A 23,292-nucleotide genomic window follows, 5' to 3' on the forward strand; every position below is an offset into this window, starting at 1 on the left:
AAGCAAAAATATGTTTCCTAATTATTGATCAAATATTATTATTAATATTTTTGTAAGTTTTCCTTTGGTACCCAGCCCTCCTCACCATCTCTTCCTTCGCACCAAACCCATCCATTCAATTCTTCTAATCCGATCAATCTTTTTCCAATACTCACATTTAATTCTTTCGCAGTATATTGTTTTATAATAATTCCTGTTCCATTCATATCTTTTCTTATAATTTGCTCCGGAACCCATCCTTTCCGGTCATATTTCTCTTCGTGACAAAACATCCAGTTTTCCCAATTTTCAGGACCAGCGTAACTCTCTATCATTTTCACTACATTCCCCTCTTCTAAGCGAATTGGATTAGGATAATTGCTAACATGTGATTTTATAACGATATATTTCATAACACCCTCCAATAATCAGAAAATTAAGTTATACTATCACTATAACTTAAAAAGGAGGAATACACATGTACTACAACACTTCATTCGAAAACGATCAACCTGTAGGCCGTCTATAAACTAAGACGGGCTTATAACACATACACTATGCCTCGTCTTAGGGAACTCATATTACCCTAAAAATAGACGGAGGTACTTCAAATGAAACAAACCATTTTAGGAGCTATATGTTTATCACTAGCAGCAAGTATATGGGGCGGTATGTATGTTGTTAGCAAATACGTACTCGATTTTATCCCACCACTAACACTCGTTTGGCTACGCTTTATTATCGCTTTTGTTGTTTTATATGGCATTTTGAAACTAGCTGAGAAAAAGCAAAAGAAAAAAGTAACCATTCGCAAAAAAGATTGGCTCCTATTTGCTTGGATTGGATTTATCGGCTATTTCATTTCGATCACATGCCAATTTATCGGAACAAAATTATCCGACGCTCATACAGGCTCGTTAGTTACATCAGCTACACCTGCATTTATGGTTATATTTGCAGCGCTCATTTTGAAAGAAAAACTAACTGCTCGTAGACTTTTATCTACTATAATAGCGACAATCGGTGTCATTATCGTAATCGGATGGGATATTGAAATCGGCTCCTATTTTATCGGAACAATCATTTTAGTTGGAGCCGCTATTACGTGGGCTTTACTATCTATTTATGTAAAAATCGCTTCAATCCAATTTTCATCCTTAGTTATTACAACGTACGCAATTTTCTTTTCACTCTTTTTTATTACACCTTTTATGATATGGGAGCTACAAGCGGCCTCTATCGGAACAGTAAATACGTACGTAATATTAGGCATATTATACTTAGGAATCGTCTCAACAGCAGGTGCCTTTTTCCTTTGGAATAAAGGATTAGAATTACTGGATGCAAGCATCGGCTCCTTATTTTTCTTCTTCCAACCTATCGTTGGATCGTTACTTGGTTGGTTGCTCTTAAATGAAACATTAAATATTAACTTTTTTATTGGTGGTATTCTTATTATATGTAGCGTTTTAATTACTACTTTTGAAAAGAAATAAAAAGCAGGCAGAGATTCTTAGTCTCTGCCTGTTCACATTATTGGATCTTGGTCGTGAAAACCAATACAAATCGGTATATATCATAATACTTCGCTTCTATTTGCTCTACTGCTAACGAAAAGACATCCTCTTGCATCTCTTCTAAATACTGAAATATCTCCACACTAAATACTCCTCACTCTTTACGCACTCCAATGCGATGGACGAGACAATAATTTCGGTAATTTCGTATGTTTGTCCCCTCTAGCAGCATTAACTTGAACTTGCGTCAGAAAAATACTATTAGTAAAATCAGCCCCGCGAATATCTGCATCTCGCAAATCTGCTCCGATGAGATCTGCCCCTCTTAAATCTGCACCATTTAAGTTAGCCGCAATTAAGTAAGCTCCTCTTAAATTTGCACCTTGTAAATTTTTCTTTTTCAGATTCGCTCCCATAAGGTCTGCTCCGCGGTGAATGATTCGTTTCTTACGCGCAGTATTCATTTCCTTCCATACTAATTCGCTCGTTTCTAAAAGAAGAATGTTCACCTCTGCCCTATGCATTGGAACATTTATTTTCATTAACTCATCTGGATTTAAATTCGAAAGTCGCTCTGTCTCCTCAATTGCGTTCTCCAGCTCTTTATGAATTGGCTGTGTTGCCTTTAAAAGAATCGCCTCATTCAAATACCAAAGCATTTCATGAAGTTGATGCATAACTGGAAAAGCATCGTACATTTTTCTTGCATGCTTTGCATCTTTCCGCCAATCAATCCCTTTAAACGTACCCTGAGAAATCTTCTGTCCAGCACCGAAACACTCAAATACTGTACAACCTTTATAACCTTTTCCTCTAAGATTTTTATGTATACTACATTTAAAATCTGATTGTAAGTTGGAACATGGTTTACCACCATCTTTATTCACTGCAAAATCTACCGATGCTGCGAACGGTAATGCAACGCAACATAGACCGAAGCATTTTTCGCAGTTTGCTTTTAAATGATCGTTATGATTAGTCAAAATCTATACCCCCTGTTGTCTTTTGACTATTTCATAATATTCCAACTGTAATAAATAATCAATTTTAAAATAAACCAGCATCTTTCGTTTCAATTCATAACTTTATCATTCGATTTCCTTTCAATTGAAAAGGACTATTTCTATTTAATGAATTATAATTAAATTATAAATTTTCTAACTAAAAAGGAGACTTATTATGGCACTAGAAATGAAAACAAACTGTCAAATTTGCGATCAATCGCTCGAACAAGATTCTGAAGCATACATTTGCGTATATGAATGTACATTTTGCGCACCATGTACAGAAGAAAGACATAACGTTTGTCCAAACTGCGGCGGCGAATTAGTACGTAGACCGAAAAAGAAATAATAAAAAGCAAAGCGATATCGCTTTGCTTTTGTTTAGGCATCTAAAATTATATATTTAAAAACTTCACACAAACAGGCTCTGGCACAACAACATCAGATTGTAAAAGTGTTAACTTACCTGTAGATTCATCTCTTGAAAATAACACAAGATTATGTGACTTTTCATTTGTAGCAACAAGGAACTTTTCAGTAGGATCTAATACAAAGTCTCTTGGCCAATTTCCTTCTGTAGATGTGTGTTCAACAAATGTAAGCTGACCTGAATTTTGATCTACGCTATAAACAGCGATACTATTATGACCACGATTACCTGCATATACAAAACGGCCGTCAGAAGAAATATGAATCGCACTTCCTTGATTATTTTCATCAAATTGTTCTGGAACAGTAGAAATATACTGTAATTCTGTAAAGGATCCTTCTGCAGGATTATATGTTAACACAATAACCTCTGAACTAAGCTCCGTCATCACATACGCATACTTTCCATTCGGATGAAAAGTAATATGTCTTGGACCACTTCCTGGATTTACAGATAAACGATTCACTTCTATTAATGTACTATCTTTTACTTCATACGTAATTATTTTATCTATCCCTAAATCAACGCCCACTACATATTTTTCATCAGGAGTGTACCCCGCGTAATGTGCATGTGGTTTTTCTTGTCTTTCTTTATTCGGACCTGAACCTTCATGCGCCATAATAGATGAAGCAGGATTTACAGTTCCATCTTCTTCATTTATTTCAAAAGACTCAATCGTTCCTTTATGGTAATTCGCTGTAACTACTGTATGATTTCCACTATCAACACTAATATGACAAGGAGAAGCACCTTCTACTACTTGTCTATTTCTCGCTTTTAGTTCTCCAGTATGACTATCAATGGAATACGCAGCTACACCGCCAGATTCGCCTTCCTTAACAACAGAATAGAGATATTCATTATTTTGGTTAATCGTTACATATGTAGGGTTATCCAGCTTAGCGGCAAGTGTTACATTACTAATTTTTTTTGCTTTTGTGTCTAAAGTAAACTTATATATTCCTTCGCTATTTTCTTTCGTGTAAGTTCCAACATATCCAATAAACTCTTTGTTATCCTTCATTTTCATAACCCTCTCTCCCTATATTTTACGTTCATCATGCTTCTTAAAATATTTTATGTTGAAAGAGTATCCAAAAAAATCGGAGTACTTCTTTATACGTTACCATATTTTCTTGGTAAATAGCTTTTAAACCCACTTTTTTTGATACGCTGCTATACTTTCATATTCTTCTTCCAATTGACGGGACAGACGAATATAGATTGGCGTTAAATCTTTATATTTTTCCACACTTTCCATGTTTGGCTCATGATGAAAATCTGCACCTACCATTTCAGAAACTACGGATAATGTATCTATTTCACCTAAACTATATAAACCGAGGATTGCAGCTCCTAAGCAAGAGCTTTCAAAACTTTCCGGAACATATACGTCTTGATGGAAGATATCCGCCATCATCTGTCTCCAAAGTTCCGACCTTGCAAAGCCGCCTGTCGCTTGAATTTTTTTCGGTTCGCCAATTAACTCTTTTAAAGCGAGAAGAACGGTATACAAGTTATAAATTACTCCTTCTAAAACAGCACGGATAAGATGTTCTTTCTTATGATGCAATCCGAGTCCAAAGAAAGATCCTCGTGCATTTGCATTCCATAAAGGAGCTCTTTCCCCTGCTAAATACGGGTGAAATAATAAACCGTCAGATCCAGGATTCACTTTTGCCGCTATTTCAGTAAGTACTTCATATGGATCTTTCCCTAAACGCTTCGCAAGTTCAATCTCTGAAGTGCCTAATTGGTCACGAGCCCATCTGAAAATCATACCGCCGTTATTTACTGGTCCACCGATTACCCAATGGTCTTCAGTTAACGCATAACAAAAAATTCTACCTTTCGGATCTGTTACAGGACGATCTGTTACAGCACGTATCGCACCGCTTGTACCAATGGTAACAGCCACAACGCCAGGATCTATTGCATTTACACCTAAATTAGATAGTACTCCATCACTCGCTCCTACTACAAAAGGCGTAGAAACAAGTACATTCATCTCTTTGGCAAGCTCTTCATCTAATCCTGTTAAACTGTGCGTTGTTGGAACAAGTTTAGAAAGCTTTTCATCTGTAATTCCCGCAACATGTAAAGCCTCTTCATCCCATTTTAAAGATTTCAAATTAAACATCCCTGTCGCTGACGCTATAGAATAATCAATTACATACTCTTTATATAACTTGTAAAAAACATATTCTTTAATAGAAATGAATTTATAACTTTTTGCGAATAACTCTGCCTTCTCATTCTGTAGCCAAACTAATTTCGAAAGCGGTGACATAGGATGAATTGGTGTGCCAGTACGAAGGTAAATTTCATGACCATTCATATCATTCTTTATTTTCTCCGCCCAGCTTGCACTTCTATTATCTGCCCAAGTAATACATCCCGTTAATGGATTCCCCTTTTCATCTACAGCAATGAGACTATGCATTGCCGAACTAAAAGAGACACAAAGAATATCACTTGGCTGTACACTACTTGATCGTATAGTTTCTTTAATCGTATTTATTACTGCACGAAAAATTTCTTCTGGGTCTTGTTCCGCTGTTTCAGGCGTAGGAGAATATAAAGGATATTCAATTCCATGACTAGCAATAACAGATCCATCAGTAGAAAATAGAACTGATTTTGTACTAGTTGTCCCAATGTCTACACCAATCATATATTTTGAGCTCACCATTTCTTCCTCCTAACAAAAAATCCCTATAGTATCCTAATAATATAAGAACCATAAAAATACATTTATTTTATCTATTTATAACGTTATGTGCTAAAGTTATCTCTCTACATTCATATAAAAATATCCTTATTTTAAACAAACATATCGAGTAGTAAAACTCCTCCAAAAGCGATAAATGAAAGTAACGTTTCTAATACTGTCCATGTTTTAAATGTTTCTTTCACTGTTAAACCTAGGTATTCTTTTACCATCCAAAAACCAGCATCGTTTACGTGTGAAAACATTAATGCTCCTGCACCTGTTGCAATAACGAGTAACTCTAAGTTCACACCTGTTGTATTTTCAACGATTGGCGAAACGATACCCGCTGCTGTTGTTAAGGCGACTGTCGCTGACCCTGTCGCAATTCGAATTAAACCAGCTACTATAAATGCTAATACAATTGGAGATAGAGCTAAATGTTCAGACATTTGAGCAATAGCATTCCCTACCCCACTATCGATAAGAATTTGCTTAAAACCCCCGCCGGCACCAATAATCGCAACAATTGAACCGATTGGTAATAAGCTATCTTCTGTTATCTTCTTAATAGCTTTTTTATCGATACCTTGACGAAATCCAAGAAAATAGAACGCCGCAAAACATGCAATCAATAGTGCAATGATAGGACTACCGATTAATGTGATAATCTTCATCAAAGTATTAGAAAGAGGCACATAAGGAGCTGCTGCAGCTAAAACCATTAACATAACAGGTAACAATATAACTAAAAATGAAACTCCTATTCCTGGTAATTTCGTTGATTTTGTATTTACACGAATCAATTCTGGCTCATTTTCAGGAATTACACGTTTGTGAATCCATTTCGCAAATATAGGACCTGCAATAATCGCTGCAAAAAATGTAATAATGAGTGAATACATTAGTACATTCCCAAGATTCGCTTTATAAATACCAATTGCAACTATGGCCCCTGGATGCGGAGGAACAAGACCGTGCACGACAGATAGCCCAGCAATTGCTGGTAATGCTATTAATAAAATATTTTGTTTCGTTGTTTTATGAATTGAAATTACTAACGGCAGTAATATTAAAATGCCTACTTCAAAAAACACCGGGATTCCAATAATAAAACCTGCAATTAACATAGCCCATGGTAAGTTTTTTATCCCAAAGGATTTAATAAAGAACTCTGCCACTTGCATTCCAGCACCTGACTCTGCCATCATTTTCCCTAAAATTGTACCTAATACTAAAATACCTACTAAATGCCCTAGAACACTTCCCACTCCTGTTTCATAAGCACTCACTATTTTATCCATTGGCATTCCAGACATAATTGCTAAAAACAAACTTGCAACCGTTAAACTAATAAACGCATGCCATCTCCACCACGACACCCCTAAAATAACAATTACGATTGATAATAATGTAATCATTAAAAGGTACATATTCATACTCAATCCCCCTTTATGTAAACCCTTTCATAATTACTATATAATTAAAAGAACCTATATAGTTCTTACGTGAGTAAAAGATACCTTTACATATTGCTATACACTTAAAAGCATCTTCACATCATAATGATTTATATAAAAAGAATCTCCCTTATTAGAGATACACTATAACTCATCTCTCTAATAAGGGGATTTCTCTTTAATAATTATAATGTTATTGTGATAAATGCTTCGCGCGATCAATTTTTCCTTTTTTAAAAGTGAATGACACTTTCTTCTCTGCTGTTTTCACGTAGTAAGACTACAAACTCAGGATCCAGTTTAAACGATGAAGTTACTTAGGATTTGTCCTCTCATGAAAAGCAATTTTCGGAAAGCACCTTCACTTTCATGCATTATAATTTAGGAGCTTTCGCCCAATCCGCAGCAAACTTCTCAATACCTTGGTCTGTTAATGGGTGCATAGCAAGTTGTTCAATTACTTTATAAGGAATTGTTGCAATATGAGCACCTGCCATCGCTACACGAGTTACATGATCTGGATGTCTGACAGAAGCCGAAATAATTTGTGTATCTAATTGATGAACATCGAATAATTCAGCAATTTTAGCAACTAATAATACACCATCTTCAGAAATATCATCTAAGCGTCCTAAAAATGGAGAAACGTACGTTGCACCCGCTCGAGCAGCTAAAAGTGCTTGGTTCACAGTGAAAATAAGTGTAACGTTCGTTTTCACACCTTTTTCAGTAAGATAGCGACAAGCTTCTAATCCTGCTAGCGTCATTGGAAGTTTTATCGTGACGTTTTTATCGCCACCGTTAATTTTAATTAATTCTTCTGCTTGAGCAATCATTTCTTCAGCTGTAACAGCATCTGGAGTTACTTCTGCCGAAACAGACTCAACTTTAGGTACTGCCTGACAAATTTCTGCGATACGGTCTTCAAACTTAACGCCCTCTTTTGCTACTAAAGAAGGATTCGTTGTAACACCAGCTAAAACTCCAAGTTTATATGCTTTTTTTATGTCCTCAAGATTTGCAGTATCAATAAAAAATTTCATGATCAATTCCCTCCAGTTTTTAAACGTTGATGAGTTACATGTTTAATATGCTTATCCCGTAAAAGCCCGATTGGTATGGAATAAAGCCCCTATTTATTAAAGTTTCACTTTATTTCTTTTCTACTGCATGTCCGCCAAATTCATTGCGCAGAGCTGCTACAACTTTTCCTGTAAATGTATCATTGTCTAATGAGCGGTAGCGCATTAATAGAGACATTGCGATAACAGGAGTTGCTGTTTGAAGGTCTAATGCTGTTTCTACTGTCCATTTTCCTTCACCAGAAGAATGCATAACACCCTTAATTTCATCCAGTTTTGCATCTTTAGAAAATGCATTTTCTGTTAATTCCATTAACCAAGAACGAATTACTGAACCGTTGTTCCATACTCTTGATACTTTTTCATAATCGTAGTCAAATTCACTTTTCTCTAGAATCTCAAATCCTTCACCAATAGCAGCCATCATACCGTATTCAATTCCGTTATGAACCATTTTTAAGAAGTGACCACTACCAGCTTTTCCAGCATATAAGAATCCATTTTCTACAGCAGTATCGCGGAAGATAGGTTCAACGATGTCCCAAGCTTCTTGATCTCCTCCGATCATGTAACAAGCACCATTACGAGCGCCTTCCATTCCGCCAGAAGTTCCTGCATCCATAAAGTGAATGCCATCTTTCTTTAATTGCTCATATCGGCGGATAGACTCTTTATAATGTGAATTACCAGCTTCAATTAAAATATCTCCTTTTGATAAAAGTGGTGTAACCTCATCAATAACAGAATCAACAACAGCGTGTGGTACCATTACCCAAAGAATTCTTGGTGATTGTAATGACTGAACAAGTTCACTTAAACTAGATGTACCCGTTGCCCCGTACTCTTTCATTTCTTCTACTGCGCTCGTATTTAAATCAAATGCTACTACTTCATGTTTATGATCCATTAAATTTTTCCCTAAATTTAATCCCATTTTACCTAACCCAATTAATCCTACTTGCATAATATAATTCCTCCTCAAATCATCTTTTATTAAAAATCCATATCACTACAATCTGGAATACCTTTCAGCACTGAAATGTTAGTATGTACAGAAAGGTATTCACAGTCATAGCTTAAGAATTCAACACATTTTTTGTAATTTGAACAACATTTTCTGTCGTAAATCCAAATAGATTCATGACTTCAGCTCCAGTTCCTGAAGCTCCAAATGTTTCAATTGATAGTACTTTTCCTTCTTGTCCTACATAACGTTCCCAACCTAGAGATACACCCATCTCAAGAGATACTCGTTTCGTTACAGAAGACGGAAGAACGGATTCTTTATATTCGTTCGATTGGCGATCGAATAACTCCCAGCTCGGCATTGCAACGATGCGAACAGAAACTTGTTCTTCTTCTAATTTTGCTTTCGCACTAGCAGCTAAGGATACTTCAGAACCTGTCGCAATTAAAATTACATCCGGATTTTCATTTGTTTGTGTTAATACGTAAGCTCCTTTAGAGAGATTCTCTATGTTCGCTTTCGTTTCATTAAACACCGGTAAATTTTGACGGCTCAGTACTAAAACGACTGGACCATCCGTTTGCTGTAAAGCATACGCCCAAGCACTTGCTGTTTCATTTGCATCTGACGGACGGATAACTGTTAGACCAGGAATTGCTCGAAGCGCTGCCAATTGTTCAATTGGTTCATGCGTTGGACCATCTTCTCCTACAGCAATCGAATCATGTGTAAATACGTAAGTAACAGGTAAATTTTGCAGTGCAGCCAGTCGAATCGATGGACGAAGGTAATCATTAAATACAAAGAATGTACTTACGAAAGGTTTTACTCCTCCATGGAGAGCCAGTCCATTCGCTGCCGCGCCCATTGCATGTTCACGTACACCGAAGTATATATTTCGTCCAGCATACGATTCTACCGCGTACACAGCTTCACCTTTTATATCTGTCATAGTGGAATGAGAAAGATCTGCACTTCCACCGAAAATAGAAGGAATCGATTTCACATAATGATTAATAGCTTCCCCACTTGCAACACGAGTGGAAATCGTTTTTTCAATATCAAAGGATAGAATGTCTTTCGCTTCAATTAAAACATCACCTGTAATCGCTTTTTCTAATTCATCTGCTAGTGCAGGGTTCGACTCTCTGTATGAGTTGAACTGCTCATTCCAGTCATTTTCTTTTTCAATACCTTTTTGTTTCAGTTCATTAAAATGAGCTTTTACTTCTTCAGGTACAAAGAAATCTTCCTCATAATCCCAACCATACACTTGTTTTGTCGCTGTTGCCTCTTCTACGCCAAGCGGATTACCATGTGCTTTGTTCGTTCCAGCAACTTTTGGACTTCCATAACCTATAATAGTTCTAATTTCTATAAGAGTAGGTTGATCCGTATTTTCTTTCGCTGATTGAATAGCTTTTGTAATAGCATCGACATCGTTTCCATCTTCAACTCTTACATATTGCCAATGTACAGATTCTGCCCTTTTCTGAATATCTTCAGAGAAAGCAATGCCTAATTCACCATCAAGTGAAATTTCATTTGAATCATACAGTACAATTAACTTGCCAAGTTTCATATGTCCTGCCATTGACATCGCTTCATAAGCGACACCCTCCATTAAGTCACCATCTCCGACTAAAGCGTACGTATTGTGATTTATAATAGAGTGACTATCCTTATTGAACTTCGCCGCTAAATGCGCTTCTGCCATTGCCATTCCGACAGCATTGGCAATCCCTTGTCCTAACGGGCCTGTCGTCGCTTCGACTCCAGAAGTATGACCAAACTCAGGATGTCCTGGTGTTTTACTATTTAACTTTCTGAAGTTTTTCAAGTCATCAATTGAAACATCATATCCAGCTAAATGAAGCAGGCTATATAACAGACTAGATCCATGTCCCGCCGATAAAACGAAACGATCACGGTTAAACCATTCTGGGTGATTAGGATTGTAATTTAAATGATTCGCCCATAATGCATAAGCCATTGGTGCTGCTCCCATCGGAAGACCTGGATGACCTGAGTTTGCCGCATTAATAGCATCAATCGATAACGTACGAAGTGTATTCACTGCTAATTGATTTATGTTTTGTGTCATAGTAATCGTCCCCCTAAATGCTTTCATGAAAGAAAGTACTTATTTTTCCGTCTCTTGATCTAACCACCATTTAAATCCACTTTCTTGCAACAGTTCATTAGACGCTTCTGGACCATATGAACCAGACTCATATTCATGAAGCGGTAATAAGTTTTCCTCGAACGCTTCAAGAATTGGTTGTACCCATTCCCATGACAATTCAACTTCTCTCCAATGTGCAAAGAATGTAGCGTCTCCACTCACAGCATCATGAATGAGTCTCTCATACGCTTCAGGTACTCCCACATCCGCCTGGTCACAAGTAAAGTTAATACGCATCGGTTCAATTTCTCCATTTTTCAATGGATTTTTACTATTTAACTGTAATGAAACGTTCTCACCTGGGCTAATTTCAATTATTAATAAGTTAGGTTCTGCATTTGGATTATTATCTTGATATTGCTGTTTTAACGTATTTTTAAATTCGATTACAATACGAGTAGACTTTTCTTTCATTCGTTTTCCTGTTCGTATATAAAATGGAACGCCAGTCCAAAACGGATTATCGATCCACAAGCGAGCAGCAACAAATGTGTCTATGTTAGAAGAAGGATTTACTCCTGGTTCCTCTTTATATGCTACAACTTGCCCGCCTTTTATCTCTCCTGAAGCGTATTGACCGCGAACGATATGGTTTTGAACGTCTTCTTTTTTCACTTTACGAAGCGTCTCCATTACTTTTCGTTTTTCCTCTCGAATTTCACACGCATTAACCTTTTCCGGCAGATTCATAGCAGTCATCATTAATATTTGTAACATATGATTTTGAACCATATCTCGAATGGCTCCTGCCTGGTCATAATATCCTGCCCTTTCTTCAACCCCAACTGTTTCACTAGCTGTGATTTGTACATTCGCTATATGTTCTTTATTCCAAATCGACTGGAGAACAGGATTTGCAAATTCTAGCGCTTCAAGATTTTGAATCATCGGTTTACCTAAATAATGATCGATACGGTATATCTCGTCTTCTTCAAACGTGCGACTAAGCTTATCATTAAGCTCACGAGCAGATGTAAGGTCGTGCCCAAACGGTTTCTCAATCATCAGGCGTTTCCATCCATCCGTTTTATCAAGTCCGCTTTCCTTAATATTTAAAGCAATCGTCTCGAAAAATTCAGGAGCAACGGAAAGATAAAACATTCTATTACCTTTTATATGTAGTTCTTCTTCCCTTTCACGAACGACTTGTAATAATCTCTCATAGTCTTCCGGCTTACTCACATCTAATGGACAATAGCGAAAATTATCTAAAAAACCTTCCAGTTCCGGAGTACCTTCTTCCCTCTGACGAGAAAACGTCTCTATTGATTCTTTTATTCTTTCTTGAAAATCTTCATGAGATACTTGACGTCTTCCAAGCCCGATAACAGATATTTGCTTTGGAAGCTTTTGATCTCTATATAAGTTATATAGCGCGGGGTAAATTTTGCGTTTCGCTAAGTCCCCTGTCGCTCCAAATAAAACAAAGGTCATTGATTCCAAGTTCAGTCCCCCTCTTGTTGTATAATCCTCGTCAATATACTAAAAATGAATTGTACAGAAGCTCATACTCTTATACTTCCTGTTTTTATAAAAAACAAAGAGTTATCTAATTCCAATTCTTTTTATACCTTTCGCTCTCTCATTGTCCCCAATATTAATAGTGGCAATTCAAAGCATTTCTACTGCAACTTACTTATTTATAGAACTTAACGAAATATTTTATATCTAATTACTTTTAGTAATTAAGTAATCCTATGTCTAGTATATTAACCACATAAATTATTATCGTCAATAAAAATGTTTTGAATTAAATACTATTTATTTTGTAATACTTTTCTAAGTGTATTCCTAGTTACCATTCATTTTCAAAGATAATGATTGATATAATAAATATCAGTTTCATCAAAATCTTCAATTAATTTCCGGTTAAACTCGCGAGCAGACGTTACATTATAATCAAAAGGCTTCTCTATAATAAGACGGTTTAATCCTTTTGTAGTCCACAATCCACTCTCTTTAATATTTAAAGCAATCACATCAAATACTTCTGGTACAACAGATAGATAAAACATACGGTTTTCAGAAATATTTAATTCTGTTTCACGCTTTTTTACAAGGCTCAGTAAATCTTGATAGCCCACTATATTCGCTGTATCTAATTGACAATAACGAAATGTGCTAATAAATTCTTCTACTCCTGATTCGTCATCAGAAGATATTCTAGAAAATGTAGCAAGGGATTGTTCCACCTTTGTTTGAAATTCCACATCTGACATTGCCCTTCTGCCAATACCGATAATCGAAATAGATTGTGGTATATTTTGATTACTAAATAGTTTATATAAAGCAGGGTAAATTTTGCGTTTCGCTAAATCCCCTGTCGCTCCGAATAAAGTGAAACTTTAATCAGTGGAGGTTTTGTTCATCCCCACTGATTATTAGCCTTCACCAATCGGGCTTTTACGAGCAGCCCAACTCCCACCTAACTTCTTTGCTTTCGCTGAATTTTGAGGCGGGGGTCTTACTGCCCGGCAAATAGCGGGATAAACATAATGAATAAATCATGCTGCAAAAATAACATCTACCCTTTCTTCATAAAGCTTTACAATTGCTTTCGCAAGTACGTTACATTATTTCACGTACTTTCCCCTTCTCTATATAAAATTCTCACTAACAAAATTCAAAATATTATACTTATTTTCCGTACTTTGCTATGCTATAACCACAAACAGGAGGTATAAACTATGAAAGCACAAATTATCCATTCTTTTGGGGATTCATCTGTATTTCAATTAGAAGAAGTTTCAAAACCAAAACTTTTACCAGGTCATGTTCTAATCGATGTAAAAGCAACAAGTGTAAATCCAATCGATACAAAAATGCGTAGTGGTGCCGTTTCAGCCGTCGCTCCTGAGTTTCCAGCTATATTACACGGCGATGTAGCTGGTATTGTTATTGAAGTAGGAGAAGGTGTTTCGAAATTCAAATCAGGGGATAAAGTATACGGATGTGCCGGAGGTTTTAAAGAAACTGGAGGTGCACTTGCAGAATTTATGCTTGCTGATGCACGATTAATTGCTCACAAACCTAACAATTTAACAATGGAAGAAGCTGCTGCTCTACCATTAGTTGCAATTACAGCTTGGGAATCTTTATTTGATCGTGCAAATATTAAACCTGGTCAAAATGTTCTCATTCATGGAGCTACTGGTGGCGTAGGACACGTAGCCATTCAACTAGCTAAATGGGCAGGCGCTAAAGTTTTCACAACAGCTTCTCAGCAAAACAAAATGGAAATAGCCCATCGTTTAGGAGCCGATATAGCTATTAATTATAAAGAAGAATCTGTTCAAGAATATGTACAAAAACATACGAATGGAAACGGATTTGAAGTTATATTTGATACAGTAGGCGGCAAGAATCTTGATCATTCTTTTGAAGCTGCTGCGGTCAATGGAACTGTCGTAACTATTGCAGCTCGTTCAACCCATGACCTCTCTCCTTTACACGCAAAAGGACTCTCTCTGCACGTTACTTTTATGGCGTTAAAAATATTACATACAGATAAGCGTAATGATTGCGGAGAAATCTTAACGAAAATAACGCAAATTGTAGAAGAAGGAAAACTTCGTCCATTGCTAGATTCTAAATCTTTTACGTTTGATGAAGTTGCACAAGCACATGAATATTTGGAGTCAAATAAAGCAATAGGTAAAATAGTTTTGAAAAACGTTTGGTAACTTTCACTAAATAATACAAATAACAAATGTTTGTTGTTGGAAAATAACAGCGAGATCGCTTCGCCTTATCTTTTTCTTAAAAGGCGTGCCACAACCTTAAAAGCTTTCCATCCTTTACAACAAGTAAAAAAATAACAGCTAAATTTTGAGGCGGGGTCTTACCGCCCGGCAAATAGCGGGATAACATTCAAAAACCTTGCAGAAAAATTCTACAAGGTTTTTGTCTATAAATACAAATTAATCACTATATTAAAATGAAAGAGTTTGTAATTCATCACAATAATATTAAATATACGCTGCTTTAAAGGCTTGTTGGACAGCTTGTACTTCTAATGAGTCTTTACCATATAAGTTCGTTGCTACACGAATACAAGCTTCTTTTAATTCTTTAAAATCAGAAGTCATATTTAATTCATCCGTATTTGCATAATAGAAAATATCAAACATTTTATCTTCTCCAATGCCATGTACGTTTACTCCATTATGGCTTCCACCACTAGCAACCAAGTAAGCTACTTTATTAATAATGCTAGAGTTCGTGTGTACACCACCATGATCGTGGTCAGCATCAATAGGTAAGTTATTATAATGCCTATAATCCTCTGGATATCTAGAAGAGATAGATGATGGGTTTTTCATATCTCTAAAAATACGACCTGATTGTTCTCCCATTGTCCAATTGAACTTTCCGTTATTGGCATACTTTTCAACTGCTACTCCTAAAATATCAGATAACGCTTCATTAATTGCACCAGCTTCTCCTGCGTACTCAAGTCCAGACTCATTTCTTGTAACCGCGTGTGTAAATTCATGTCCTGCCACATCAAATGCTCTAACAATTGGATCTCCGTATACTAGCATAGCTCCATTACTAAATGCATTAAACCACTGCTTAGGATTTCCTTTATTCGTACCATTTGTGTTCCAACCATGAACGACAGAAATTACTTTTTGTCCGTTATTATCAAAGCTGTTACGGCCATATTTTTCTTGATAAAAATCATATACTTTCGTTGCTAAATAATGGGCACTAACTGCTTTAGGATCTGTAAAATTTGTAGAATTACTTGTTACTAAATCATCGAGATAACCCCATACATTTCTTCTATAATTATTATAATCTTTATAATTAGCAGTATATGTTTCAATTCCCTTACCACGAGAATAATCTGCAAGCATGTACGTTCCATCACTTCTTTGTGTAATTCCAAACGTACGATTAATACCTAAGTCATCTTTTCCTGTACCTGTTAATTTTGAAGGATCTGTTGATTTATTTGATGTCGCAGATTGGACAATACTACTCTCTACTTGTATACCCAATTTTTGAACGAGTTCTTTTAATAGATTACCACCAAAAGCATCAATTAATACTGTACCGGATACATATTCAGGTGTAGATGCACTAAAAGTAATTTGATATGCGTTTGTAGCTTTATTTGTATTTTCATCTACATATACCACTTGTTTAATTTCTGGTTCTTCGATAAATGTGAGATCATTTCCATAGATGTTGAAAAGCTGTTTCTTTGCATCCTCTTCTGATAGAGTAATAGGTTGTTTCAAATCTTCCTGTTGTTGTAAATTTTGGGCACTATCTCCCGAAACGCTCGTAAGTACACCATCATCATTAATATGTGCTGTTAGTTGATATCCGTATACATCACGTCCTTCATACGTTTGTTGAAGACGTACCAATGTAGTACCATCATAAGATTTACGACTTTGCGTAACATTATAATTAACTTTGGATTCCGTATTAACTTGCTTTGATGATAATGCTTGTTCTGTTTTTCCTTTTAGTGCATCCTTTGCTACATTTTCTGCCGAATTTTGAGAAGGTGCTGTTAAATTACCTGTTCGGAACGTATCTTCCTTTGTTTCCACTTTTAAATCTTCTGTTTCCGCATGTACTCCTCCATAAGGCATAATCGCCGATAACACCACTCCTGTAGTTAAACCTACCTTTACGAAATTATTCATATTTTTACCCCTTTATAATCGTATTATTAAATTAAATAAATGTATTTTAGAATTTTAAGCATAGATAAAAAATTTTAACTATAGCCAATCGTTTTTACATACCTCTACATACATAGGTTAATAGATTGGTTTGCTACTTTTTTAGATTCAATTCATTTCTCAAAAATTATTCATTATATAAGCTATCTTTATATTTATTCATATACGTTATTTTTTGTGGTTCTGATAACATATTTATTGCCATCCACACATTCTTTTTCATTTCTAATTTTTGCATTGGTATCTCTTTTAAAAACTGATTACCTATAATCGCTTCCATTTCTTCATCAATTCTTTGTATAAGATTTTCTTCTGGATTATTTTGCAAAGAAGTATTTTTCAATCCCCATTTTGTTATTATAAATTCATTCGTTTTATTCATAGGATTAATAATAGTAGCTTTACTAGTTAATCGTTTTTTTATTTCATCATGATAGATTTTAATTCTATATCCCTCTTTTAGTGGAATGATATCTTTTACAATTGTTACATTTGTTCCTTCCATTTCCTTCGTATAAATTTTTTCACCTTTTTCATTAAAGACCTCTATCGATGCATATTTTTCACCTGCATAATAGTTATGAGGCGTTTTAGTAGTAATCGTAAAAATAGCTCGATTTTGCTCTAAGTCTGTATTTAATACGGCAAACTGGTCATCTCCTAATCCTAGGAATTGAATCGTTTCATTTACCAACTTACTCACTTTCATTTCGTTAATATCAATCTTTAGACTATTATCTTTTTCTTTTACATAGGCATAATACGAACTGAAATGGTACATACTATTCGTTTTCCCACCTGAAATTTCAACCGTATACACTCCATTTGGTACGTCTTGTAAATTGATATCTGTTGTTTCAATTGTTTTCTCTTGAATAACTGTATTCCCTTCTTTTAATTTAATTTTTCCTCCTTTTAATGTATCTATTTCATTTGTATTTAAATGGATATGCAAATTCCCTTTTAGCCCAAGTGGAGCAATTTGCTGATTCGTAACTATTTCGAAGTTGGAGTTTATCGGAATATCAGGATCAACTATAGCTCTTGCTTTCGCTAATTGTGATTCAGGCACTATATAAGCTAAAGAAGTAACAGCCGGAAAACCTTTCGCCCTATTCATCTCTATTTGTTTGTGATTAAGCTTAAAGCCCCACCTTTCAAAAACAGGTGTAAAATCAACTTGTCCATTCTCACTATAATACTGATTCATTAAATCTGGTAAAGAATGGTCACCTTTTTTGAAAGCAGCATTGCTAGCTAGTTTTCGATAACCTTGATACATTTTTGCAAATGCTTCATCGCCAGCTTTTTGTTTCGCCATTGTTAAAAGAATAAGTTTTTGTCGTAAATCTAAATCATCATAATTTTTATTTTCTTTCATTAAAGCATTATATAAATTCCGTTCTACCTGTTCCTTTTTCCCGAAATTAAACAACCAACCAACTTGATCTGCTTTTTTGCCGTATTTACTATATTGATATTGAACACCAAATAGATTATTAGAAACTTCTCCTGTAAATATTCCTTGATTATCAAAACCAGCTTGGTATCCATGAGCGATTTCATGTAAAGTTCCCCAACTTAGTTTATCTAACCACATCTTTGTACTATCTGTACTATTCGCTGTCCAATTTGTGCCATAATAGGCACCGCCAGCACCAGATATATCTGCTTTTAAGAAATAACGATTTTGACTTTTTTTATTTTCAAACGTTGAGCCATCTAAACCAATAATTGAATCATACATCACAAAAATATCTTCATAATACACAATTAACTCATCCAATGATTGAAAATCTTTTAAAGATCTTACTAACTCTTTATCTTTTTTAGGTACAAATAATTGAAAACTCTCCCCTTGAAGTAACGCATACTCTCCATCAAATTGATCCCATGTACTAAAAAATTGAGATACACTTCCTTGTTGTTTATAAATGGGAAGGGGTTTAGTAGCACTTTCATTCCCTACTTGGTACTCAAGTACAGCGTGCTCTTCACCATACGGAGTATCTATGAAAGGAACTAAAGACGTATCACCTTGGATAGTAACCCATTCATTTCCTACTTGTATGGATTTTTCATTTTTTGAGTCATTAGACAATAAACGTAATGTTAATTTGTCTTTAAAATTAGGATTTGTTTGTCTTACCTTTAATGGTGTATTTCTCTTCAAAATAAATCCTAAATCTTGTCGATCATGATATTTCCCCTTACTTATGCCCGCCTGAAATATCCAAGTAGGCTCTTCTAAACTAGTAATTTTTTTTGCATTTATTCGTTCATCAGCATGTAAGTGTATATTTCCTATGAGGAAAAACATTGTATACATTATGCCTATAACAAGTAATCTTTTCATTTGCATATCTCCTTTTCTATTTTTTATATACAAAATACAATAAAACAAATTCCTCCTTCGTTACTTAAAACTGTAGTCCATAAGTTATTTCCCAGTGTAATTATTATAGTTACATTAATTCATGATTATCAATCATTAAATATATGTAATTTTACATATATAAATATTTAACATTCGACAATAAAATATCTTTGCCTATACTCCTTTATCACTTTCAAAAATGAATTAAAAAAACACGAAGACTTAAATGTCTTCGTGTTTTTTTAATATATATATCGTTACACTTGTGATTGAATTCATAACTAGAATCTTTTTACTCATTCCTTATGAATAATGTTTATTATTTATGAAATTTCACACGCTCTTCAAGTGGTTGGAATTCTTTTTCACCTGGTGCAGCTGTTGGATTACCAAATGGCATTTGTGCAATTAGTTTCCAATTAGCAGGGACATTCCATTCTTGTTTTACCTCATCGTCAATTAATGGATTATAATGTTGTAATGATGCCCCTAATCCCTCTGCTTCTAAACCTGTCCACACGACTAATTGGTGCATACCTGATGCTTGGTGTGACCAAATTGGGAAGTTTTCAGCATATGCAGCAAACTTTTCTTGAAGCGATTTAACGATAGCCTCATCTTCAAAGAATAATACTGTTCCATAACCAGCTTTAAAAGAATCCATTTTTTGTTGCGTTCCTGAAAAATCTCCATCTCCAACTACTTTTCTTAATGTTTCAGTGGTAATATCCCATAATTTATCATGAGCTTCACCAAATAATACAACTAATCGTGCAGTTTGAGAATTGAAAGCGGATGGAGTATATTTCACAGCAAACTCCACGATTTCTTTAATTTTTTCATCCGATACTTGTACCTCTTTATTAATCCCATAGTAAGTACGTCTTTCTTTCAGTGCAGTATAGAAATCTTTTGTCATAATTCCGTTCCTCCTAAGTTTTAATATTCTTCAAAATGATACATCTCGAAGATAATATGCGTTTAAATGAGTTCATTTTTGAATCATTGAACTTCCTAGCACCCATTGCCAGTCATTCTAAATCTAAACACACTGCTTCTTTCAGTTTTCCTAAAAAAAGCCTTATAACATCATTCATAAAATCTAATCATCATTCGGTACTATTTTACCCATTCTCTATTCATGTATCCTGCTTGTTTCATATTTACACAAATATGAAATGTAGCTACTTTAATCACCAAATTTCACATTAATTTAGAGCATCTTCAATTACAGCAATTTCGCTCACTCGAACAAAACGATGCAATTTAAAGAACATTGCAAAATTAAGTACTACCTGTAAAAGAACCCTCTTAGCCGACTATAAGAAAAAATAATAAAAAGCCAAAAACGAACAATAATATGTTCATTCTTGGCTTTTACTTAACCATCGCATTTACTTTTACTATTGCTTCAAATGATTTTTAACTGCCCTTATTACCAATTCGTGATCTTCTTCTGGTGGTAATCCTGAAACTGTTATCATCCCAATAACCCCTACGTTTTTTATTCTGATAGGAAAACATCCACCAAACGCAGCGTATTCTGAAGTATCTAAAAGATATTTTTCATTATAGGAGACCCCAGTTATTTCACTTTGTATCTGCATATAATACGAGCTACGATCATGCAGGGAAACGACTCGTTTTTTACGCTCAATCCATTTCGTATTTTCCTCATTTGTCCCTGTCATCTTGAAATGAAATAATTGCACACCATTTTTCGTTATATCAACAGCAATCAATTTCCCCTCTCGCTTTGCTGTTTCAACGATAAATAAACCTAGTTGCAAGGCATCTTCATTTGTAAAAGAGGAAAATTGAAGTGTTTCCTCCTCTTTTAAAATTTGTTTACTTATTTCATGCAAATTTGAAGTACTCATATCTTTAACCTCCATAATTATTTTATGCCACACCGACATTTTTTCGAAATTATTAGGCCATATAGTACAACCTTTCAATCAATCTGATTCTAAATAAACTACTGTAACATCTTTGGTAACTAGTAGTACCGTAAAGCTTGTTTTCTTCTTACTGGTGCTATTATGAATGACATTCAAAGTTATAAAAAGTACTATTCTACTTATCCCTATCTTACAGAGACTATTATGAAATATATTTAACATCTTAAAAATGTATGTACTAAAGAATAATATTTTTAATCACTAACTTTTTTGATCAATCGTTATAATCCAATTTCATCAAAATTTTTATCAATTATTACACTATCCAACAATAGGAGGAAACAAAGATGGATGAAAATATATCCAAAAGCTGAAAAGCAGTTGAGTCCCTTGAGAGAATAGTTATAATTCACTACATATAGAAATAGACATACAAAAACGCCATCCTTTCCTATAATTCTAAAGAAAGAATAGCGTATTCTTTTCAAAAATGAGTTCTTTTATTGAAAAACTTTGATTCTATATTATACATAAAAGGGCAACCAATGCTAAAACAGCTGGAAGTCCTTGTTTCACAATAATTGATTTATTAGATGTGAAACCTCCGAAAATAGCTGCTATCACCACACAAATCACGAAAAATAATTGGACCATATAACCAATTGGATTGAGCCCAAGTACAAGTCCCCAAATGAGACCAGCCGCTAAAAATCCATTATATAAACCTTGGTTTGCAAACATAATGGCTACGTTTCGATCTCCTTCTAAATGCTTCGGTAATTTGAAAGCACGTTTCGCTACTTTTGAATCAATAAAAAACATTTCAAGGATCATGATAAACAAATGTTCTAATGCTACGATCCCGACTAAAATAGCTGCGATTATTTCCACACTATTCTGCCCCCTACACTCTCTATTCTTTAATATTCTCTACATTTTTTTGCATCTGTAATAGAACATGAATAAGTATTTTGCGTTCTTCTCCACTGATATTTACGAACATTTCCTTCATAAAATATTCCTTTTCTTTCTTGTTAAAACATTAATTGATATATCAATTATTGATGCATCAATTAATATACATCTCTCTTTTTATTTTTGCAAGTTTTTTTGCTCAATTGGTTTTATTTTGTTCCAGCAACTTTAAACCAATTCAAAACATCAGTTCGTATTTCTAGAAATCATAATTACTTTAAGTTCATTCTGACAATCATATTTAACTACATATATAAAAGAATTGAGTTATATCTCCATCAATTTATAAAAATTAATTTTTTCTAAAAACAGATACTTTACGTTTTTTATAGTAATAAAAATCATTTTTTGTTTCAGAGGCAATCCATTTTGTTAGCTTGATGGGCATAGGATAGCACCCAGATGACGAACCAATTATCTTTCAAGAAGACGGCTAGAAAACTGGATTTGGTACAGGAGTTGCCTACTTCCCCGATTCAGATGGTACTAATTTAGAGCTTATTGCTCCAAAAGGTCCATTTAGACGTGATTAATTAAAATATATTAATACTGAAAAACCACCTTTATGAGAGGTGGTTTTTTGTTGCTAATGGTGAAGATTAATATTGAGGTCTGATTGAGACCTATTCCTATTCCTTTTCCACATCTTTCATCATACCATCGAAAGAATAGTCTTATAGCTATTTCAAATATTTCCATTTGCATCTTTAATTACCTTTGTATCTTCACTATTTTCAGCTTCTAATTCTAAAGTCCACTCATGAGCACATTCTGGACAAACAAAAAGATTCCCATCTTCGTAAGTGTATTCTGAATTACATTTTGGACAATTTGGTAAATTAGGCATATTTTTATTTCCTCCACTCGTTTTCGTTTATTCTATTAAATAAATATTATTTTTAATTTCCGTTTTTCGTTTTTCGTTTTTCGTTTTTCGTTTAAATGTAGGGAAAATATTCTCTTCTTGCTGTTTGATACTTATTTGTTGAATGTATAA

Annotated in this window: 18 protein-coding genes and 3 pseudogenes; 4 read left to right on the forward strand and 17 right to left on the reverse strand. The window is 34.7% G+C overall.

Annotated elements, in window-relative coordinates; translation table 11 throughout:
• Window positions 1–41: 41 nt before the first annotated feature.
• Window positions 42–392: an SH3 domain-containing protein gene (locus tag AC1Q8L_RS18565; RefSeq protein ID WP_071714591.1), complete on the reverse strand. Its 351-nt coding sequence runs from the start codon at window positions 390–392 to the stop codon at window positions 42–44.
• 198 nt (window positions 393–590) lie between these two features.
• Here AC1Q8L_RS18565 and AC1Q8L_RS18570 point away from each other — a divergent pair, with 198 nt between their 5' ends.
• Complete coding sequence (locus tag AC1Q8L_RS18570) at window positions 591–1,475, forward strand: DMT family transporter (protein WP_098311816.1); 885 nt, start codon at window positions 591–593, stop codon at window positions 1,473–1,475.
• A gap of 37 nt (window positions 1,476–1,512) precedes the next feature.
• Here AC1Q8L_RS18570 and AC1Q8L_RS18575 read toward each other — a convergent pair whose 3' ends face one another.
• Together AC1Q8L_RS18575 and AC1Q8L_RS18580 are read right to left on the reverse strand one after the other, a co-directional pair.
• Window positions 1,513–1,638 (reverse strand): hypothetical protein, encoded by a 126-nt coding sequence (locus AC1Q8L_RS18575; protein ID WP_254904540.1) that lies wholly within the window; start codon window positions 1,636–1,638, stop codon window positions 1,513–1,515.
• A 19-nt stretch (window positions 1,639–1,657) separates the two neighbouring features.
• Window positions 1,658–2,479 carry a pentapeptide repeat-containing protein gene (locus AC1Q8L_RS18580; protein WP_000181428.1) on the reverse strand — a complete coding sequence of 274 codons (822 nt, stop codon included), beginning with the start codon at window positions 2,477–2,479 and terminating at the stop codon, window positions 1,658–1,660.
• A 196-nt stretch (window positions 2,480–2,675) separates the two neighbouring features.
• On the opposite strand from AC1Q8L_RS18580, the gene AC1Q8L_RS18585 reads away from it, so the two are divergent.
• Window positions 2,676–2,849: a DUF1272 domain-containing protein gene (locus AC1Q8L_RS18585; RefSeq protein ID WP_001162788.1), complete on the forward strand. Its 174-nt coding sequence runs from the start codon at window positions 2,676–2,678 to the stop codon at window positions 2,847–2,849.
• A 46-nt stretch (window positions 2,850–2,895) separates the two neighbouring features.
• Here AC1Q8L_RS18585 and AC1Q8L_RS18590 read toward each other — a convergent pair whose 3' ends face one another.
• The 8 genes and pseudogenes from AC1Q8L_RS18590 to AC1Q8L_RS18625 form a co-directional block, all read right to left on the reverse strand.
• Window positions 2,896–3,963, reverse strand: a complete 1,068-nt coding sequence (locus tag AC1Q8L_RS18590) for a lactonase family protein (RefSeq protein WP_098311815.1) — start codon at window positions 3,961–3,963, stop codon at window positions 2,896–2,898.
• Between the two features lie 120 nt (window positions 3,964–4,083).
• Window positions 4,084–5,625, reverse strand: a complete 1,542-nt coding sequence (gene gntK / locus AC1Q8L_RS18595; protein WP_000254948.1) for a gluconokinase — start codon at window positions 5,623–5,625, stop codon at window positions 4,084–4,086.
• 131 nt (window positions 5,626–5,756) lie between these two features.
• Window positions 5,757–7,082: a gluconate permease GntP gene (gene gntP, locus AC1Q8L_RS18600; protein ID WP_001057636.1), complete on the reverse strand. Its 1,326-nt coding sequence runs from the start codon at window positions 7,080–7,082 to the stop codon at window positions 5,757–5,759.
• Between the two features lie 395 nt (window positions 7,083–7,477).
• On the reverse strand, window positions 7,478–8,146 hold the full coding sequence (gene fsa, locus AC1Q8L_RS18605; protein ID WP_098311814.1) for a fructose-6-phosphate aldolase: 669 nt from the start codon (window positions 8,144–8,146) through the stop codon (window positions 7,478–7,480).
• Between the two features lie 109 nt (window positions 8,147–8,255).
• Window positions 8,256–9,149 (reverse strand): phosphogluconate dehydrogenase (NAD(+)-dependent, decarboxylating), encoded by an 894-nt coding sequence (gene gnd / locus AC1Q8L_RS18610; protein ID WP_001195925.1) that lies wholly within the window; start codon window positions 9,147–9,149, stop codon window positions 8,256–8,258.
• 112 nt (window positions 9,150–9,261) lie between these two features.
• Window positions 9,262–11,256, reverse strand: coding sequence for a transketolase (tkt, locus tag AC1Q8L_RS18615; RefSeq protein WP_000193055.1), 1,995 nt, complete (start codon window positions 11,254–11,256; stop codon window positions 9,262–9,264).
• A 39-nt stretch (window positions 11,257–11,295) separates the two neighbouring features.
• Window positions 11,296–12,780: a glucose-6-phosphate dehydrogenase gene (zwf, locus tag AC1Q8L_RS18620; protein WP_016512522.1), complete on the reverse strand. Its 1,485-nt coding sequence runs from the start codon at window positions 12,778–12,780 to the stop codon at window positions 11,296–11,298.
• Window positions 12,781–13,145: 365 nt separating this feature from the next.
• Window positions 13,146–13,661 (reverse strand): annotated as a pseudogene (locus AC1Q8L_RS18625) (glucose-6-phosphate dehydrogenase); the annotation flags it as partial.
• Window positions 13,662–14,024: 363 nt separating this feature from the next.
• Here AC1Q8L_RS18625 and AC1Q8L_RS18630 point away from each other — a divergent pair.
• On the forward strand, window positions 14,025–15,020 hold the full coding sequence (locus AC1Q8L_RS18630) for a zinc-dependent alcohol dehydrogenase family protein (RefSeq protein ID WP_000647254.1): 996 nt from the start codon (window positions 14,025–14,027) through the stop codon (window positions 15,018–15,020).
• A gap of 285 nt (window positions 15,021–15,305) precedes the next feature.
• On the opposite strand, the gene AC1Q8L_RS18635 is transcribed toward AC1Q8L_RS18630, so the two are convergent.
• The 5 genes from AC1Q8L_RS18635 to AC1Q8L_RS18655 form a co-directional block, all read right to left on the reverse strand.
• Complete coding sequence (locus AC1Q8L_RS18635) at window positions 15,306–17,003, reverse strand: M4 family metallopeptidase (RefSeq protein WP_001058956.1); 1,698 nt, start codon at window positions 17,001–17,003, stop codon at window positions 15,306–15,308.
• A 166-nt stretch (window positions 17,004–17,169) separates the two neighbouring features.
• The gene (locus tag AC1Q8L_RS18640; protein ID WP_000826216.1) at window positions 17,170–19,398 is read right to left on the reverse strand and encodes a putative mucin/carbohydrate-binding domain-containing protein; all 2,229 of its coding nucleotides are present in this window, start codon (window positions 19,396–19,398) and stop codon (window positions 17,170–17,172) included.
• A 340-nt stretch (window positions 19,399–19,738) separates the two neighbouring features.
• Entirely contained in the window at window positions 19,739–20,338 is a 600-nt protein-coding gene (locus tag AC1Q8L_RS18645; RefSeq protein WP_000158938.1) for a nitroreductase family protein, read from the reverse strand.
• Between the two features lie 484 nt (window positions 20,339–20,822).
• Window positions 20,823–21,338, reverse strand: a complete 516-nt coding sequence (locus AC1Q8L_RS18650) for a heme-degrading domain-containing protein (protein ID WP_072939160.1) — start codon at window positions 21,336–21,338, stop codon at window positions 20,823–20,825.
• Window positions 21,339–21,839: 501 nt separating this feature from the next.
• Window positions 21,840–22,211 carry a DUF1304 domain-containing protein gene (locus AC1Q8L_RS18655; RefSeq protein ID WP_000402471.1) on the reverse strand — a complete coding sequence of 124 codons (372 nt, stop codon included), beginning with the start codon at window positions 22,209–22,211 and terminating at the stop codon, window positions 21,840–21,842.
• 482 nt (window positions 22,212–22,693) lie between these two features.
• Between AC1Q8L_RS18655 and AC1Q8L_RS18660 the strand changes: the two are divergent.
• Window positions 22,694–22,828 (forward strand): annotated as a pseudogene (locus tag AC1Q8L_RS18660) (VOC family protein); the annotation flags it as partial.
• A gap of 155 nt (window positions 22,829–22,983) precedes the next feature.
• On the opposite strand, the pseudogene AC1Q8L_RS18665 reads toward AC1Q8L_RS18660, so the two are convergent.
• A pseudogene (locus AC1Q8L_RS18665) lies at window positions 22,984–23,142 on the reverse strand (alkylphosphonate utilization protein); the annotation flags it as partial.
• Window positions 23,143–23,292 lie beyond the last annotated feature (150 nt).

This window comes from Bacillus sp. GW823-FHT06A11, assembly GCF_058795355.1.